Here is a 17155-nt window from a genome sequence, read left to right as displayed (position 1 = left end):
TGTGTTTGGCTGCGCCAAACGGTCGCTGCGCTCCCACCCCCGGATCAATCCCTCCACTCAGCCTTCCGACGTCGCCTTACAGATCAAAAGCGGTACTCGAGCTAACGCTCATTGTTTTGAGTGGTGAGAAGCCGAAGCGATACGAGTATCTGAATTTGAACTCAATACTTGTGGGAGCTGGCTTGCCAGCGATGGCGGCCTGACAGCCGACCAATCTCTTTAAGTGAAAAAATCCTATGTAGGAGCTACCGAAGGCTGCGATCTTTTGATCTGCTTTGGCTTTGGCTTTGGCTTTGGCTTTGGCTTTTGACGTTGCTTTTGATCTTGATCTTGACCTTGATCTTCAACCCCTTCGGCAGGCCGAGCGAAGGTGTCCATCAGGGGGGGGGAGCGCAGCGACCGTGCGGCGCAGCCGCATACATCGAGAGGAGGTGCAGCGAAGCAAACCGTAGGCGATGCCCCCTGATGGACACCGTAGCGAGGGAACACTGAGCCTCAGCGAAGTGCCGTACGCCGGGGGCAGCCTTTTTGGTTACTTTTTCGGCGTTTGGAAAAAGTGACCCGCCGTAAGGGCGGAACCCTAAGCAGCCGTTACCGCAGCAACGGATATGCCCCCAACCCCAACCCCAACCCCAACCCCAACCCCAAACAAAATCAAAGGATCGCAGCCCGCGGCACCTCCTACACTGGTTATCAAGGCTTGCCCTCAAGCCTCAGACAACCACCCAAAAAGGAGTCTGTCCCATGCCCGATAGAAAATGCGACTGCCCCGGCTGCAAATGCACCATCAAGGAAGGCGATCATGCCTACGCCGTCCACGGCAAACACTACTGCTGCGAAGCCTGCGCTCACCACCACAAAAGTGGCGAAGAATGCTCAAGCAAAGGCTGCCATTGCGCCCATCCGAAATAACCGCGCGCATAAAAAAGTGGAGCCTAATCAGGCTCCACTTCCAGTTTCAAACTCGCATCATCCATGCGCTCGGCATGGCGCACCGTGCCCTGTAGCCGTCGTCCTTCGACCCTGACCACCACGGTTTTCGCCTGGTCGAGGTCTTCGGGTAACGGCGCCGGCACTCTCAATGCAAAGCGAAACGGATCATCCTCGACGGCCTCAAGGCCCACCCGGCAATCCACACTTTTGGTAATTCGCCCGAACAGCGTGTCGAGACCGTAGTCCAGGTGTGCCGCGCTGCTGATGTTGCTCATTGTGCATTCCCCCCGAAGAAGCCGATGGCCAGGCTGAGCTTAGCTGGTCGGTCGCCACACGACGTTTTCCACGCCGAATTTTTCTGCCATCGGTTTACTGGTCTTCTGCACCTTTTCCCGGCCAAATCGCGGGATCCGACCGACACCGGCATCGCAGCTTGCCCAGTGCCAAGCTTCGGCATTGTCCATTTTGTCCGAGCGGATAATGAACGACTTGGGTGCGCCGTGAAGGGTGTATTCGATGACGTAGAGTTTTGCGTTGTTCATAAAGCCCGTAATCCTCCCTGTGGTAATAGAAGGATCGCGGCGCACCGGGAAAATTCACTCGGATTGTCCGACGGTATCTATCGTTGGCGACGTGCGGAGGCACTGGTTACCATGGCGGCTCCACCAACCCCAATGAATACTCGACATGGCCCTCGCCGCGCCCCCTGATCTCAGTGACACCGATGTGCCCGTGCAACGTGTCGCGCGCACCTATCCGCGTGGCATGTTCATCGAGCCGCATGAGCATGTCTGGGGCCAGTTGTTGTATGCGATGAGCGGGGTGATGTGGGTCGAAACTCCCCATGAAGCGCTGGTGGTGCCACCGCAGCGCGCGGTGTGGTTGCCGCCCTGTGTACCGCACGGGATTCGCGTGGTGTCGGATTTGCAGATGCGCAATATCTACCTGCGCCCGGCGCTGGCGGCGACGCTGGATCAGACGGTGCAGGTGATCGAGGTCGGCGGTCTGCTGCGCGAGTTGATCGTCGGGCTGGTGGAGCAGGGCGACAGTGGTGAGCCGCAATACTACGAGGCGCTGGTCGGCCTGGCGTTGCTGGAGCTGAAGCGCGCCAGGCGTTCGCAGTTGAAGATTCCGCTGCCGGATGACTCTGATCGACGTTTGATGAATCTGTGTCAGGCGGTCATGGCGGCACCGTCGCTGGAGATTCCGTTCGAGCAGCACGCGGAAAATGCCGGGGCCAGCGTGCGCACGCTGGCGCGGTTGTTCAAGGACAGCCTGGGCATGGGCTTCGCCGAGTGGCGGCGCCAGGTGCAGCTGGCGACGGCGGTGGCGGAGTTGATTCAGGGGGGGGCGGTGAGCGTGATTGCCCGGGAGCTGGGGTATTCGCCGAGCAGTTTCAGCGACATGTTCCGCCGGGAACTGGGTATCGCTCCGTCACAATTCACTCTGTAACGACACTTTATCCTGAACCTGCACAGAACTTTGTGGGAGCTGGCTTGCCAGCGATAGCGATGTGTCAGTCGATGACAAATGTCGGATGTACAGGCCTCATCGCTGGCAAGCCAGCTCCCACAGGGTTCTGTGGTGTGCATCCGATACTTGTCCGAAATTCAGAAGTCCTTGGCCGATGCCATCCCCGCCGTTTCCCTAGACTCTGCCCATTCCCTTCAAACGGCGGAGTTCCCCCATGAACTACCTGATTTCGCTGGCCATCGGTCTGGGCGTTGGTTTGCTCTACGGCGCGCTGGATTTCCGTTCCCCCGCACCGCCGGCCATCGCGCTGGTCGGTTTGCTCGGCATGCTCGCTGGTGAACAGTTGTGGCCGATGGGCCGGCAACTGGTCGCCGGTTGGTTGTCCTGAATTTCCTTTTCTTCTTCGGTGAATCAATCCATGAAAGCACTGCAATTCGATAAAACCGGCGACCTGTCCTCCCTGCATTTCGTCGACGTTCCGACCCCAGTGCCTGGCGCTGATGAAGTGCTGGTGCAGATCAAGGCCGCAGGCCTGAACCCCAGCGACGTGAAAAACGTCCTCGGCCGATTCCCTTACACCACGTTGCCACGGATTCCCGGGCGCGATTTCGCGGGTGTGGTGGTCGAAGGTCCACAGGCGCTGATCGGCCAGGAAGTCTGGGGCACTGGCCGAGAGTTGGGCTTTTTTGCCGATGGCTCCCACGCACAGTTCGTCAAATTGCCGGCCAACGGCGTCGCGCACAAGCCGTCGCACCTGAGTTTTACCCAGGCTGCCAGCCTCGGCGTGCCGTACACCACGGCGTGGGATGCGCTGGAGCGCAGTCTGGTGACGGCTGAAACCCGACTGCTGGTGATCGGCGGCGGGGCAGTGGCCACGGCGGCACTGGCATTGGCCAAAGTGCGCGGCGCGCAAATCCTGGCGGCGGCGCGGCGTCCGGAGCAGGTCAAGGACTTGCAGGCGCAGGGTTACCAGACCATTCAACTGGATAAACCCGAAGACCTCGGCGCGCAGGTTGATGCGGTGTATCGCGGCGGCGCCGACGTGATCTTCGACACCACCGGTTTCTGGCTGCCGGCCTCGGTGGCGGCGCTGGCCACGTTCGGCCGCATCGCGATTATCGCCGCGCCGGTCGACGGCCATGTGCAATTGCCGGCGCTGGCCTTGTATCGCAAGGGCGGCTCAGTGGTCGGGATCAACTCGTTGTTGTACGGCGTGGCAGCCTGCGCGGCGATGCTCGAGCAGTTCGGGCGCTTCTTTGATGAGGGTTTGTTGCCGTTGCCGCAAGGTTTGGTCGAGGCACCGTTGGCCGAGGGACTTGCGCGCTACGCCGATGTAAACCAGGGCAGCGGTGACAAGGTCATTCTCATTCCCTGATACACCTTGAATCTCATTGACATCCAGCAACCTGTGGGAGCTGGCTTGCCAGCGATAGCGTCAGTTCAGGTTACTTCTTCCTCGCCTGTTCCGCCGTCATCGCTGGCAAGCCAGCTCCCACAGGAATCTATGTTGGTCTTAAGAAGCAGGGACGCCGTTTTCCCAGGCTGACCAGTTTTTCAGGATGTTCTGCACCAGTGGATTGCCCGCACGATAGAGATTCTCCAGCGCCGGGACGAAGCCGCCCTGATCGGCGTACTTGAGCAGATTGTCCACTTCGCTGCCACCCGGTTCAGGGCGGTCGAAATCGGAGCCGGCACGCACCACGGCGAGGCGCTGCACATCGACCAGGCCTTCGCGGCTGGCGCGCAACAGCGCTTCGTAGGTCGAGTTGTCTTCCTGTTGGGTTGTGCAGTATTCGCCCTTGTTGTCGGTGAGCAACTTGGTCCAGACCTCGGCGCGCTCACTCAACCGCGTACCGGAGAACCAGGTGTTGCCCGCCAGCGTGTCGCAACGGGTGACGACGGGCGGCTGATTGGCCGGGGCGGAAGGATATTTCAGGCGCCACGCTGCCGATTCCTTGCTCTCGCTCAGTTCAACCTTGCGGCTCAGGGCGAAGGCTTTGTCCTGCAGTTTCGCGTTCAGCTCAAACACTTCGGTCTTGTAGTCCAGCGGCGGCTTTTCGTTCGGGCCTTTTGTGTTGATACCCAGATAACCGGTCGGCCAACTTGACGGCGCATCGCGTGAATCGATCTCCCATTGCGTGCCGAATTCCACCAGATAATGCGCCCATGCGGCGGTGCCAATGGTCCCGTGTTTCGGGCTGATCCCGGCGATGCCGGCAATCAGAAAGTAGCTTTTGCGCAGGTCGAATTTAGGTGACAGCGCCAGCGCCAAGGTCGACGCGGCGGCGTTGGTCTGGCCCATGCCGGTGGTCAGCAGGCACACCTGTTGCGCGTTGCAGCGGATGCTCGGGTACTCGGCGGACAGGCCCGGCACGCGGATTTCCTGTTTCAGTTCCAGGCGATCAATCCAGTTTTGCGCCTCGGGGGCGAACATGGTGATCAGCACCACTTTCGGTTGGATCGGCGCTTCGCCCGCCCAAGCGGCGGAGGAGAGCAGGGCCAAACCGGCCAGGGTCAAACGCGTCATTGCTTGCATGAAACCTCCTGAATATCAGAATTGATAACCGACGCCGGCGTAGTAACCCCAGCCATTGGAACGGGCGCGGAAATCACCGTCGCCAAAATTCAGCTCGCTGCCGTCCTCCCAGTTGCCGCCGTTGTGGAAGTAACGCCCCACCAAGGTGAAGCGCAAATGGGTGAACGAGTAGAGCAACACGTTAGTGGCCACCGTTGCGTTGGCGGTGCGCGCCGGGTTGTCTTTGTGGATATCCGAGCCGAAATCGAAGTTGGTGAAACCGATGTAGGTCAGCGAGGCGCCGTTGCTGAATTTGTCGATGGGGATGATGTATTTCAGCTGCGCGCGGTAGCCGTCCCACGAATATTCGTTGCTCGCACCGTAGTTTTCCCATTGATAGCGACCGTAGAGGTTGGCCGACAGGTTGACCCGCGAGTGAGTGTCGATGTCGGTGCCGAAGCCGCTGTAGAGGGTGTTGGCGCGGTTCTCTTTGCGGCTGCCGTGATCGTAGATCCAGTCGAACGCCACATACCATTCCTTGAACGGACCAATGGCCAGGCTGCGCCCGGCGAGGTAGTCGATGGAAATGCGCGGTTCGTGTTCCATGAACACCGGCGAGCCGTGATCCCACACGCCTTTGTCGTGGCTGTTGCCGATGTTGAAAATCTTCGGGATGTCGACGTAGCCGTACAGTTCGAAAGGGCCTTTGCGACCGAAGTACTCGTATTCCAGATAGATGTCGTCGGTCGGTTGCGGGCCGAAACTGATGTCTTTGCTGCCGATCAGCATCAAGTCCTGGTTGTACCAGTCCGACAGATACGCGCCTTGTTTCGGCGGGCTGGCTTCGGGGCTGAGGGCTTCGCCCTGGGCTGATTCTTCCGGCAGTGCGGGTTGGGCCAAAGCGCTGCAGCTGAGAAATCCGGTAACGCCGGTCAGTAGCAACGAAACAACAAGCGTGCGCGCGAAAGGTGCGCGGAAAGGCGAGGCGGCGTGCATTCAAAGTCCTTTTTTGCGGATCGAGGCCCGTGTTCCGTGGGCTTGTACGGTTTTGTAACGAAAATGCTGGGATTGACGTTACGCAAACGTTTGCACAAGGCGTACCAAATCCTTCAATAGGCTGAAAAATCGAGCCTTTCGCTGTATTTCCTGCTTGATCGGTCAAACGCGGTTCTGCGCACCCTGCGGCTCCTGTGGGAGCGAGCTTGCTCGCGAAGGCGGGGTGTCAGAAAAGTATCCGCAAGTTGACACGACGCTTTCGCGAGCAAGCTCGCTCCCACAGTTTCGAATCTCTTCAAGGCTAATGGCTGCGGGGCTGAAAGGCTCATTCCAGACCGCTCTAGCACCAAAGTATTAACACCATTTAACCAATGCCCCATCGCAGGGCGTCGACTAGCGTGTGTCAGGAACAGAACGGTTTTGTGATGACCGTCGCAGTCTTGATTCGCGTGTCGAATAAGCCCGCCGCTTGCTCCACGCGCCTTCAAGGAAGAGTTAGGCCACTACAAGGAGTAACCCGTGGAAGCAAGGTTTGGTGTCGCCCGCATTTCGCGTTTTTCCCCACTTTCCCTTGCTGTGCATCTGAGCGTTGCCGGACTGTTGTTCGCCGGGTTCAGCACGCCTGCATACGCCACGTGCTCCACGGCAGGTTCCACGGTGACCTGTACCGGCGTGCCCTCGCTGCCGCTGTTTCTCAACAACTTCGCCAGTGCTACCAGTGGCCTTACGGTCAACGTCAACAGTGGCGCGCAGATGAACGCGACCCTCGGCGGCCATGTGATGGACCTGACCGGGGCGAACATCTCGCTGAACAACTCGGGGACGATCGACCCGGCGCTGCTTGGCCTGGTCTCGGTGCTCAGCGGCGGTGCGTTCATCGGCACGGGCGCAACCAGCACGGTCAGCGTGCTCAACAACGTCGGCGGCATCATGCGCGGCACCGGGATGCTGCTCGGGCTTAACCTGACCAGCATCGACGGTCTGGCGATTGGCGTGAACAACTCCGTGTCCGGCACCACCAGCATCACCAACAACGGCACCATCACCTCGACTGGCCTGTCGATTGGCGGCATTACCCTGGCCGATACCCCGGTGATCGGCGTCTATGGCGGCTCGCAGGTCAACATGACCAACAGCAGCACCGGCGTCATCAACGGCCGGATCGCGTTCGAGAAATCGGCGGCAGGCAACACTTTCACCAACGCCGGTGCGATTACCGGCGGCGTGTCGATGGGCGCGGCGAGCACCAACACCTTTACCGCCGTGATCGGCTCATCGGTGCAGGTCGGTGACGGCGTGCAGATCAGCGTTGGTCTTGGTGGTCTGGTCAATATCAACCTGACGTTCGCCCCGACCGGCACGGTCGATGGCGGCGCGGGCGGCACCAATAGCCTGATTCTGCAAAATACTAACGGCGTTGGCGGCGGTGTCACCGGGACTGGCACGGCGTCGAGCGCCACCTACGTCAACTTCAACAACCTCACGATCAACAGCGGCACGTGGACTTTGCAGGGGCCGTTGGTCAGTGGGGCGACCACGCTCAATGGCGGTATCGCCAATTTCAACAACAACGCCACGTTCGGTAGCGGTGTGCTTACGTCCAACGGCGGGATTCTGCAGGCCAGCAATGCCGGGTTGAACATTGCCAACCTGATCTCCCTCGGCGCTGGCGGCGTCACGGTGCAAGGCACCAACGCGACCACCCTGAGCGGGGTGATTTCCGGCAGCGGCGGTTTCACCAAGGCGGGTACCGGCCAGCTAAACCTCGGCGCCGCCAACACCTATCTGGGCAACACCACGCTCAATGGCGGCACGGTACAGGTCAGCAATAATCAAGCGTTCAGCACTGGCAGTCTCAATGTCACGGGCGCGACAACCCTGAGCGCACCCGGCACGATCAGCCTGGCCAACGCCATCAGCCTCGGCGGCACCTTGACGGCTGGCGGCACCGGCGCGCTGACCCTCGGCGGCTTGATCAGCGGCAGCAGTGGCCTGACCAAAACCGGCAGCGGCAGCCTGACCGTCAGCGGTGCCAACACCGGTTTCACCGGCACCACCACCCTCAGCGCCGGCAGCTTGCTGGTGACCAATAACAACTCGCTGGGCAGCGGTGCACTGAACACCGCCGCCGGTACCAGTCTGGACAGCACCACCAACGTCACCCTGGCCAACAACATCGGCATGACCGGTGCGCTCAACGTGCTTGGCAGCAATGCCTTGACCCTCGGCGGCGTGTTGAGCGGCACTGGCGGCATCACCAAATCCGGAGCTGCCAGCCTGACCCTGACCGGCAACAACAGCAACTCAGGCAACACCGCGCTCAATGCCGGTACGTTGTTCGTTGGCAGCAACACCGCGCTGGGGACCGGCGCGCTGAGTGCGGCAGCAGGCACCACGCTGGATGCGACCACAGCCGTGACACTGGCGAATGCCGTCGCACTGGCGGGAGGGGTGACCATCGGCGGCACCCAGGCGTTGGGCCTGAGCGGCGTCGTCAGCGGCGCCGGCAATCTGATCAAAAATGGCACCGCCAACCTGAGCCTTAGCGGCAACAACACCTTCTCCGGCGGCACTGCGCTCAACGCCGGCACGCTGATTGTCGGCTCCAACACCGCGCTGGGCACTGGTGCATTGACCACAGCGGCAGGCACCACCCTCGACGCCAGCACGGCGGTGGCACTGACCAACGCGGTCTCCCTCGGCGGCAACCTCAACGTTGGCGGCAGCGCCAACCTGACCCTTGGCGGCATTGTCAGCGGCAGCGGCGGGTTGACCAAAAACGGCGCGGCCAACCTGATTCTCAACGGTGCCAATACCTTCCTCGGTGCCATCGCGTTGAACGCCGGTACGATTACGGCGGGCGCCAACGCGGCGCTGGGTAGCGGCAACATCACCGTGGGCGGGGTGGCCACGCTCGACAGCAATGCCGCAGTGACGCTGAACAACAGCCTTATTCTCAACAACAGCCTGGGGATCGGCGGCAGCAACGCGCTGACCCTCGGCGGGGTGATCAGCGGCGCCAGCCAACTGGTGAAAAACGGCGCCGCCAATCTCACGCTCAGTGGCGTCAACACCTACAGCGGTGGCACCACGTTGAATGCCGGCAGCCTGACCGTCGGCAATGGCGCAGCACTGGGCACGGGTGCCTTGACGGTCGAAGGCGCGGGCACGCTCAACAGCAACTCCGCCGTGACCCTGAACAACAACGTCATTCTCAATGCCAACCTCACCGCTGGCGGCGCCAACGCACTGACCCTCGGCGGGGTGATCAGTGGCGCCAACGGTTTGATCAAGACCGGCGCATCCAGCCTGACCCTCAACGGCAACAACACCTACACCGGCACCACCGCGCTGAATGCCGGCTCGCTGATTGTTGGCTCCAACACCGCACTCGGCACCGGCACACTCAATGCGTCGAACGGCACCAGCCTTGATGCCAGTACCGCCGCGACATTGGCAAACAACGTCAACCTCGCCGGCACCCTGACTGTGGGCGGGACCAATGCGCTGACCCTCGGTGGCGTGGTCGCCGGTATCGGTGGCCTGACCAAGAACGGCGCTGCCGATCTGACCCTCAACGGCGCCAACACTTATTTTGGCAACACCGCGCTGAACACCGGCAAACTCACCGTCGGCAGCAACACGGCGTTGGGCTCCGGCACGTTGAACGCGGCCGCCAACACCACGCTGGACGCCAACACCGCAGTCAGCCTGAACAATGCCGTAGCGCTGGCCGGTGCGCTGAACATCGGCGGCATGGCAAATATGACCCTGACCGGTCTGGTCAGCGGCGCCGGCAGTCTGGTGAAAAATGGCGCGGCCAATCTGATTCTCAACGCGGCCAACAATTACCTTGGCGGCACCACGCTGAACGCCGGCACCCTGACCGTCGGCAACAGTTCGGCATTGGGTTCTGGCGCATTGACCGTCGCTGGCGCGGCGACCCTGGACAGCAACTCGCCGCTGGTCAGCCTCAACAACGCCGTGGCTCTGAATGCTGCGCTAACGGTGGGCGGCACGCAGAACCTGACCCTCGGCGGCGTCACCAGCGGCACCGGTCAACTGATCAAGAACGGTACGGCCAATCTGACCCTGAACGGCAACAACAGCTTCAGCGGCGGCACCACACTCAATGCCGGCACGCTGACTTTGGGCAATGCCAACGGTCTGGGCAGCGGCGCGTTGGTCGTCGGTGGCGCGGCGACGTTGGACAACAGCGCCTCGTTCGGCATCGGCAATGCCATTACCTTGAACGCCGGGCTGACCGTCGCTGGCAATAACGATTTGAGCCTGAACGGCGTCATCGACGGTGCCGGCAACCTGACCAAAAACGGTCTGTCGGACCTGGCCCTGGCCGGCAACAACACCTTCACTGGCGCGCTGAACATCATCTCCGGCAGCGTCACCACGCTCAACAACAACGCCTTGGGCAATACCGCCGGGGTCAACATCAGCGCCGGCGCCGGGCTGAATCTGGGCAGCAACGCCAGCCTCGGTGCACTGACCGGCAGCGGCAGTGTGCAACTGACCGGCAGCAACCTGCTGACCGTCGGCAGCGGCGACGTCACGAGCACCTTCGACGGCGATCTCAGTGGCAGCGGCGGCCTGGTCAAAGTCGGCACCGGCACCTTGAACCTAACCGGGATCAACGGCATCACCGGCAACACCGCGATCAATGGCGGTACGGTCGATCTCAGCGGTTCGCTGGCCAGTGCGCAGGTCAACGTGAATACCGGCGGCACCCTGACCGGCACCGGTTCGGCGATTGGTAGCGTCAACATCAACAGCGGCGGCCATCTGGCGTTGGCGTCGGGCAACCAACTGTCGGCAAGTGCGCTGACCCTCGCGGCCGGCAGCAACGTCGATGTCGCGTTGGGCACACCGTCGACCACCTCGCTGATGAACGTCGGCGGCAACCTCACCCTTAACGGCAATCTCAACGTCACTGATGCCGGCGGTTTTGGTGTCGGCGTGTATCGCCTGTTCAACTACACCGGCGCCCTGACCAATCTCGGCCTGGACGTTGCCAGTGTGCCGGTCGGTTACGGTCTCGGCGATCTGCTGGTGCAGACCGGCGTGGCCAATCAGATCAACATTCAAGTGTCGGCACCGAACGTCAACATTCGTTACTGGGACGGCAGCCAGACCATTGCCAACGGCGTGGTCGATGGTGGCAGCGGTACGTGGAACGCGGTCGGCACCAACTGGACCGATGCCAATGGCCTGGTCAATCAGCCGTGGGCTGGCGACTTTGCAGTGTTCCAAGGCACCGCCGGCACGGTGACGGTGAACGGCACGCAGGCCTTCACCGGCATGCAATTCCTTACCGACGGCTACAACGTGGTCAACGGTGCAGCGGGGCAACTCACCGCCGTCAACGGCACCGGCGGCACCACTTCGTTGCGCGTCGATCCGGGCGTGACCGCGACCATCAATGCCAACATCAACGGCAGCGGCATTCTCAATAAGCTCGACAGCGGCACGCTGGTACTCGGCGGCGCCAATGCCTACACCGGTGGCACGCAACTGGACGGCGGCAAAATCATCGTCGGCAGCAACACCGCGCTCGGCACCGGCACGTTGACCGCGAATGCCGGCACGCAACTGGACAGCAACGCCGCGGTGACCCTGGCCAACGCCGCAACGCTCAACGGCAACCTGACGATCGTCGGCAGCAATGCGCTGACATTGAATGGTGTGATTGGCGGCACCGGTGGCCTGATCAAAACCGGCACGGCCAACCTGACCCTCGGCGGCAATAACGCCTTCCTCGGCCCGGTGGCGCTGAATGCCGGCGGACTGATACTGGCGTCGAACTCGGCGCTGGGTTCCGGCACGTTGAACGCTGCCGGCGGCACTACGCTGGACGCAAGCACGGCGGTATCGCTGAACAACGCGGTCAATCTGGCCGGCAACCTCGGCATCGTTGGCACATCGGATCTGACCCTGGCCGGGACGGTCAACGGCGCCGGCAGCCTGAGCAAAAACGGCGCGTCGAACCTGACCCTCAGCGGCAACAACAACTTCCTCGGCGGCACCACCCTCAACGCCGGCACCCTGACTGCCGGCAGCAACTCGGCGCTGGGCCTTGGCAACCTCACCGTGGCGGGCGCCTCGGCGCTGGACAGCAACAGTGCGCTGAGCCTGGGCAATAACGTGGTGCTCAATGCCAACCTGAGCAACACCGGCAGCAATAACCTGACCCTGGCCGGTGTCGTCAGCGGTGCGGGGGGACTGATCAAGAACGGCGCGTCGAACCTGACACTCAACGGCATCAATACTTACACCGGCGGCACCACGCTTAACGCGGGCACGTTGACCCTCGGCACGGGCGCGGCTCTGGGCAGCGGCGCGCTGACCGTGGCCGGCGCTTCGACACTCGACAACGCCGCGCCACTGGTGCTGACCAATAACCTCAACGTCAACGCGAATCTGGCGCTGGCCGGTAACAACAACCTGACCCTCGGCGGCATCGTTGCGGGCGCTGGCACGTTGACCAAAAACGGTCTGGCCGACGTAACCCTGAGCGGCAATAACACCTTCAGCGGCACTTTCGATGTGCTCGCCGGCAGCCTGACCACACTGAGTGGTGCGGCGCTGGGCAACAATGCCACGGTCAATCTCGCCGGCGGTGCGGCGCTCAATCTCGGCGCCTCGGGCAGCCTCGCCAGCCTCACCGGCAGCGGCACTGCGCTGATCGGCACGGGCAATACGCTGAACCTGGGCGGCAACAATATCAGCAGCACCTTCGCCGGCATCCTCAGCGGCGACGGCAGTCTGACCAAGCTCGGCAGCGGCACCCTGACCCTCAGCGGCATCAGCGACTTGACCGGCGACACAAGCGTCAACGCCGGCACCCTGCAGGTCAACGGTTCGCTGGCCAGCGGCAACTTGCTGGTCAACAACGGTGGCACCCTCGGGGGCAGCGGCACCTTGACCGGTGCCGTGACGGTGGCCGATGGCGGTCATCTGGCGGGCGTCACCGGCAGCACGTTGAATGTCGGTTCGCTGGTGTTCAACGGCAACTCCAACTTCGACGTCGGCCTTGGTACTCCGGTGTCCGGCGGCGGCAACGCGCTGGTCAGCGTCGGCGGCAACCTGACCCTCGACGGCACCCTCAACGTCAGCGACATCGGCGGTTTCGGCAGCGGCGTCTATCGCTTGATCGACTACACCGGCGGCCTGACCGACAACGGCATGCTGATCGGCACCGTACCGGGCAGCGTGACGCCGGGTGATCTGACCCTGCAAACCGCGCTGGCCAATCAGATCAACCTGCTGGTGACTGCACCGGGCGTGACCGTGCAATTCTGGGACGGCAATCAACTGGTCGCCAACGGCTCGGTTGAGGGCGGCAGCGGCACCTGGGGCACCGGCACCACTAACTGGACCGACGTCAACGGCACTACCAACCAGGCCTGGACCAACAACTTCGCGGTGTTCCAGGGCGCGGCCGGCACGGTGACCGTCAACGGCGCGCAAACCATCACCGGCCTGCAGTTCGTCACCGATGGCTACAGCCTGGTCAACGGCACGGCGGGTTCGCTGAATCTGGTCAACGGTTCGATGGGCAATGCCACGGTGCGGGTTGACCCGAACGCCACGGCAACCATCGGTGTCGCGCTCAACGGCAGCGGCACGCTGGGCAAATACGACACCGGCACGCTGGTGCTCAACGCGGCCAACGGCTACACCGGCGGCACCGCGCTCAATGGCGGCAAGATTGTCGTCGGCAACAACGCCGCGCTCGGCACCGGTGTCCTGACCGCCGCCGATGGCACCGCGCTGGACAGCAACACCGCCGCGACCCTGGCCAATGATGTGGTGGTCAACGGTGGCTTGACCGTCGCCGGTTCCAATGTGTTGACCCTGGATGGCGATGTCAGCGGCAGCGGCAGCCTGATCAAGAGCGGTGCTTCGAGCCTGACCCTCAACGGCAATAACAGCTACAGCGGCGGCACGCAGCTCAACGCCGGCACGCTGATCCTTGGCAACAATAGCGCGATCAGCAGCGGTGCCTTGAACGTGACCGGCAACGGCAGCCTCGACAGCACCTCGGCGCTGCAGTTGGCCAACGCGATCAATCTGGGCGGGCAATTGACCCTCGCCGGCAACCAGAGCACTACGCTGATCGGCGCAGTCACTGGCACCGGCAGTCTGGTGAAAAATGGCGCAGGCGATCTGACCCTCAGCGGCGCCAACACCTACAGCGGCGGCACCACGCTGAACGGCGGCAGCACATTCGGCGACACCAGCAGCCTGCAAGGTGCAATCGTCAACAATGCCACGCTGACCTTCGAGCAGAATGCCGACGGCAGCTACACCGGCAACCTCACTGGCGCCGGCACGCTGAACAAAACCGGCAGCGGTGACTTGCTCCTGACCGGCAACAACGGCTTCACCGGTAATACCTCGGTGCAAGCCGGCAGCCTGCTGGTCAATGGCACGCTCAACAGTGCCAACGTCAACGTTGCCAGCGGCGCAAGCGTCGGCGGCAGCGGCCAGTTCGGCGGCGCGGTGCAACTGGCCAACGGTGCGACGCTGGTCGGTGGCGGCACAGCAACACCGCTGTCGGTGGGTGCGCTGGCGTTGTCGTCGGGGACCAATCTGGACTTCACCCTTGGTTCGGCGACCAGTTCGACCACCGTGGTCAACGTGGCCGGCAACCTGACCCTCGACGGCACGCTCAACGTCAGCAATGCCGGCGGCTTCGGCACTGGCGTCTATCAACTGTTCAGCTACGGCGGCAGCCTGACCGACAACGGTCTGGTCTACGGCAGCCTGCCGGTGTCGGCGTCCAACCTGACGTTGCAGACGGCGATTGCCAATCAGATCAACCTGCTGGTGCAAGGCACGCCCGGTGAAGTGCAGTTCTGGAACGGTGACAAGACCAATCCGGATGGCAGCATCGGCGGCGGCAGCGGCGTGTGGGGGCCTGGCACTAACTGGACCGATCCGAACGGCACCCAGGCACTCGCGTCGAACGGTCAGTTCGCGGTGTTTGGCGGGCAGGGTGGCACGGTCACCGTGCAGGGCAATCAGAACTTCACCGGCCTGCAATTTCTGGCCAATGGCTACAGCCTGACCCCAGGTGCCGGCGGCACGCTGACACCGGTGAATGGACCGGACGGCAGCCTCGCACCGATTCGGGTAAACAGCGGCGGCAGTGCGGAAATCTCTGTGCCGCTGGTGGGCACTGGCGGCATCGAGAAACTCGATTCCGGCACATTGGTATTGAGCGGCGCCAACACTTACAGCGGTGGCACCACGGTCAGCGGCGGTACGCTGATCGGTAACACCACCAGCCTGCAAGGCAACATCCTCAACAACGCCTCGCTGTTGTTCCTGCAGAATTTCAACGGCCAATTCAACGGATCGCTGAACGGGCTGGGCGCGATGCTCAAACGCGGTAGCGGCACCTTGCTGTTGACCGGCGATAACCCGTTCAGTGGCACCGTGGCGGTCGACCAAGGCATGCTGCAAGTCGGTAGCCGCAGCGCGCGGGCCTCGCTCGGTGGGCAAGTCACTGTGGCAAACGGCGCTGCGCTGAGCGGTAACGGCAGCGTTGGCTCGGTGGTCAACCACGGTGTGGTGCAATCCGGCGCCGAGGCGGGCACGCTGAGTGTCGCCGGCAACCTGACCAACGCCGCCGACGGTGTGCTGGCGCTGACCATCAGTTCGCCAACTGCCACGCCATTGGCCGTCGGTGGCACCGCGACCCTGGGCGGCGCGTTGCAGGTGAATTCGCTGGCGCCGTTCACCGGCAACACCACTTACTCGGTGATCACGGCGGGTGGTGGTGTGATCGGCACGTTCAGCGCTGCGGACCTGCCGCAATACGCGTTCCTCGATTCGGCACTGGTGTATGACGCCAACGCGGTGAACCTGGTGGTCAGCCGCAATGGCAACTCGTTCGCCGATGTCGCCGCCACCAAGAACCAGCGCAACACCGCACTGGCGCTGATGCGCAATGGTGCGGCAGGGGCGACGTTGCAAAACGAAATCGTCAACCTCAGTGTCGCCGGTGCGCGCAATGCCTTCGACAGCCTGTCCGGGGAAATCCACGCCAGCACCGCCAGCGCCATCCTCGAGGATTCGCGCTACGTGCGTGACGCGGTCAACGACCGCATGCGTCAGCCATCGTGCAGCGCGGCGGATGATCCACGCCGCGCCCTGGCGCCGAGCGACAACCAGTTGAGCAGCAGCGGTTGCCACGGCGAAATGGTCGGCTGGGCCCGCGCACTCGGCGCTTGGGGTGAGTCGGATGGCGACAGCAATAGCGCCAGCCTCGACCGCAACCTCAGCGGCTTCATGCTCGGCACCGACAAGCAGCTCGATAATCAGTGGCGCGTGGGCATGGCCGCCGGTTACACCCGCAGCGACCTCGACGCCCATGACCGTCGCTCGGACGCGACCGTTGAAAGCTACCACTTGGCGGCGTACCTCAACTCGCAGTTCGATGCCTTGGCGGTGCGCCTCGGCGCGGCTTACAGCTGGCACGACATCGAAACCAAACGCGACGTCAGCGTCGGCAGCTACAACGACCGTCTGAAAGCCAATTACGATGCGCGTAGCGCTCAGGTGTTCGGTGAAGTCGGCTACACGATTGAAGCCGGCGGCATTGCCCTGGAGCCGTTCGCCGGTCTGGCCTACGTCAACTACGACACCGACAAGGCCAAGGAGAAAGGCGGAGTAGGGCGCCTGGAGGCCGATGCCGATCAAGACATCACCTTCTCGACCCTCGGCCTGCGCGCCGGCAAAGTCATCACCCTGGCCAACGGCGGGCAATTCACCCCGCGCGCGGCCATCGGCTGGCGCCATGCCTTCGGCGACACCAAACCGGACGCCGACCTGACCTTCATCGACGGCGGCGCCTCGTTCAGCACCCAAGGCGTGCCGATTGCCAAGGACAGCGCGATTGTCGAAGCGGGCGTGGACTTCCAGATCAGCCCGACCGGCAAGCTGGGCGTCGGCTATTCGGGGCAACTGTCAAACGACAGCAACGACCATGCGATGACCATCAGCTTCAGCCTTGGCTTCTGATATAGGGTCGAAGTACTTTTAGCCGCCCGTGAGGGCGGTTTTTTTTTACCTTGTCGCCAGATGATCGTTCCCACGCTCTGCGTGGGAACGCCACCAGGGACGCTCCGCGTTCCGCCTCCGTGAAGGGACGCGGAGCGTCCCGGGCTGCATTCCCACGCGGAGCGTGGGAACGATCGGATAGACCCGGCGTGCTCT

Annotated in this window: 9 protein-coding genes; 5 read left to right on the top strand and 4 right to left on the bottom strand. The window is 62.6% G+C overall.

Annotation, left to right across the window (positions count from 1 at the left end):
- The first annotated feature begins 744 nt into the window (after nucleotides 1-744).
- Nucleotides 745-912 carry a metallothionein gene (locus EJA71_RS00415; protein ID WP_082355407.1) on the top strand — a complete coding sequence of 56 codons (168 nt, stop codon included), beginning with the start codon at nucleotides 745-747 and terminating at the stop codon, nucleotides 910-912.
- 23 nt (nucleotides 913-935) lie between these two features.
- Here the strand turns inward: EJA71_RS00415 and EJA71_RS00410 are convergent, their stop codons facing one another.
- Together EJA71_RS00410 and EJA71_RS00405 are read right to left on the bottom strand one after the other, a co-directional pair.
- Nucleotides 936-1208 (bottom strand): hypothetical protein, encoded by a 273-nt coding sequence (locus EJA71_RS00410; RefSeq protein ID WP_158953344.1) that lies wholly within the window; start codon nucleotides 1206-1208, stop codon nucleotides 936-938.
- Nucleotides 1209-1247: 39 nt separating this feature from the next.
- Complete coding sequence (locus EJA71_RS00405; protein ID WP_158953342.1) at nucleotides 1248-1475, bottom strand: DUF6555 family protein; 228 nt, start codon at nucleotides 1473-1475, stop codon at nucleotides 1248-1250.
- Between the two features lie 145 nt (nucleotides 1476-1620).
- Here EJA71_RS00405 and EJA71_RS00400 point away from each other — a divergent pair, with 145 nt between their 5' ends.
- From EJA71_RS00400 to EJA71_RS00390, 3 genes are all read left to right on the top strand, one after another.
- Complete coding sequence (locus tag EJA71_RS00400) at nucleotides 1621-2385, top strand: helix-turn-helix transcriptional regulator (protein ID WP_178113633.1); 765 nt, start codon at nucleotides 1621-1623, stop codon at nucleotides 2383-2385.
- Nucleotides 2386-2620: 235 nt separating this feature from the next.
- On the top strand, nucleotides 2621-2794 hold the full coding sequence (locus tag EJA71_RS00395) for a DUF1427 family protein (protein ID WP_007969534.1): 174 nt from the start codon (nucleotides 2621-2623) through the stop codon (nucleotides 2792-2794).
- A 30-nt stretch (nucleotides 2795-2824) separates the two neighbouring features.
- Nucleotides 2825-3781: a zinc-binding alcohol dehydrogenase family protein gene (locus EJA71_RS00390; RefSeq protein WP_158953340.1), complete on the top strand. Its 957-nt coding sequence runs from the start codon at nucleotides 2825-2827 to the stop codon at nucleotides 3779-3781.
- 138 nt (nucleotides 3782-3919) lie between these two features.
- Here EJA71_RS00390 and EJA71_RS00385 read toward each other — a convergent pair whose 3' ends face one another.
- Nucleotides 3920-4942 (bottom strand): purine nucleoside permease, encoded by a 1023-nt coding sequence (locus tag EJA71_RS00385; RefSeq protein WP_158953338.1) that lies wholly within the window; start codon nucleotides 4940-4942, stop codon nucleotides 3920-3922.
- Nucleotides 4943-4957: 15 nt separating this feature from the next.
- Nucleotides 4958-5917 carry a nucleoside-specific channel-forming protein Tsx gene (locus EJA71_RS00380; RefSeq protein WP_158953336.1) on the bottom strand — a complete coding sequence of 320 codons (960 nt, stop codon included), beginning with the start codon at nucleotides 5915-5917 and terminating at the stop codon, nucleotides 4958-4960.
- Between the two features lie 519 nt (nucleotides 5918-6436).
- Between EJA71_RS00380 and EJA71_RS00375 the strand changes: the two genes are divergently transcribed.
- The gene (locus tag EJA71_RS00375; protein ID WP_158953334.1) at nucleotides 6437-16960 is read left to right on the top strand and encodes an autotransporter-associated beta strand repeat-containing protein; all 10524 of its coding nucleotides are present in this window, start codon (nucleotides 6437-6439) and stop codon (nucleotides 16958-16960) included.
- The last annotated feature ends 195 nt before the right edge of the window (nucleotides 16961-17155 follow it).

The organism is Pseudomonas sp. PB106, assembly GCF_009764645.1.
In the GTDB taxonomy this organism is placed as follows: Bacteria; Pseudomonadota; Gammaproteobacteria; order Pseudomonadales; family Pseudomonadaceae; genus Aquipseudomonas.
Note: the sequence above shows the minus strand (reverse complement) of the source record. Positions and strands in the feature narration are given on the sequence as shown.

What these genes read in the sequence shown, in the direction of transcription:
- EJA71_RS00415 (WP_082355407.1), top strand. Translation starts at nt 745, where the DNA reads ATGCCCGATAGAAAATGCGACTGCCCCGGCTGCAAATGCACCATCAAG.
- EJA71_RS00410 (WP_158953344.1), bottom strand. Translation starts at nt 1,208, where the DNA reads ATGAGCAACATCAGCAGCGCGGCACACCTGGACTACGGTCTCGACACG.
- EJA71_RS00405 (WP_158953342.1), bottom strand. Translation starts at nt 1,475, where the DNA reads ATGAACAACGCAAAACTCTACGTCATCGAATACACCCTTCACGGCGCA.
- EJA71_RS00400 (WP_178113633.1), top strand. Translation starts at nt 1,621, where the DNA reads ATGGCCCTCGCCGCGCCCCCTGATCTCAGTGACACCGATGTGCCCGTG.
- EJA71_RS00395 (WP_007969534.1), top strand. Translation starts at nt 2,621, where the DNA reads ATGAACTACCTGATTTCGCTGGCCATCGGTCTGGGCGTTGGTTTGCTC.
- EJA71_RS00390 (WP_158953340.1), top strand. Translation starts at nt 2,825, where the DNA reads ATGAAAGCACTGCAATTCGATAAAACCGGCGACCTGTCCTCCCTGCAT.
- EJA71_RS00385 (WP_158953338.1), bottom strand. Translation starts at nt 4,942, where the DNA reads ATGCAAGCAATGACGCGTTTGACCCTGGCCGGTTTGGCCCTGCTCTCC.
- EJA71_RS00380 (WP_158953336.1), bottom strand. Translation starts at nt 5,917, where the DNA reads ATGCACGCCGCCTCGCCTTTCCGCGCACCTTTCGCGCGCACGCTTGTT.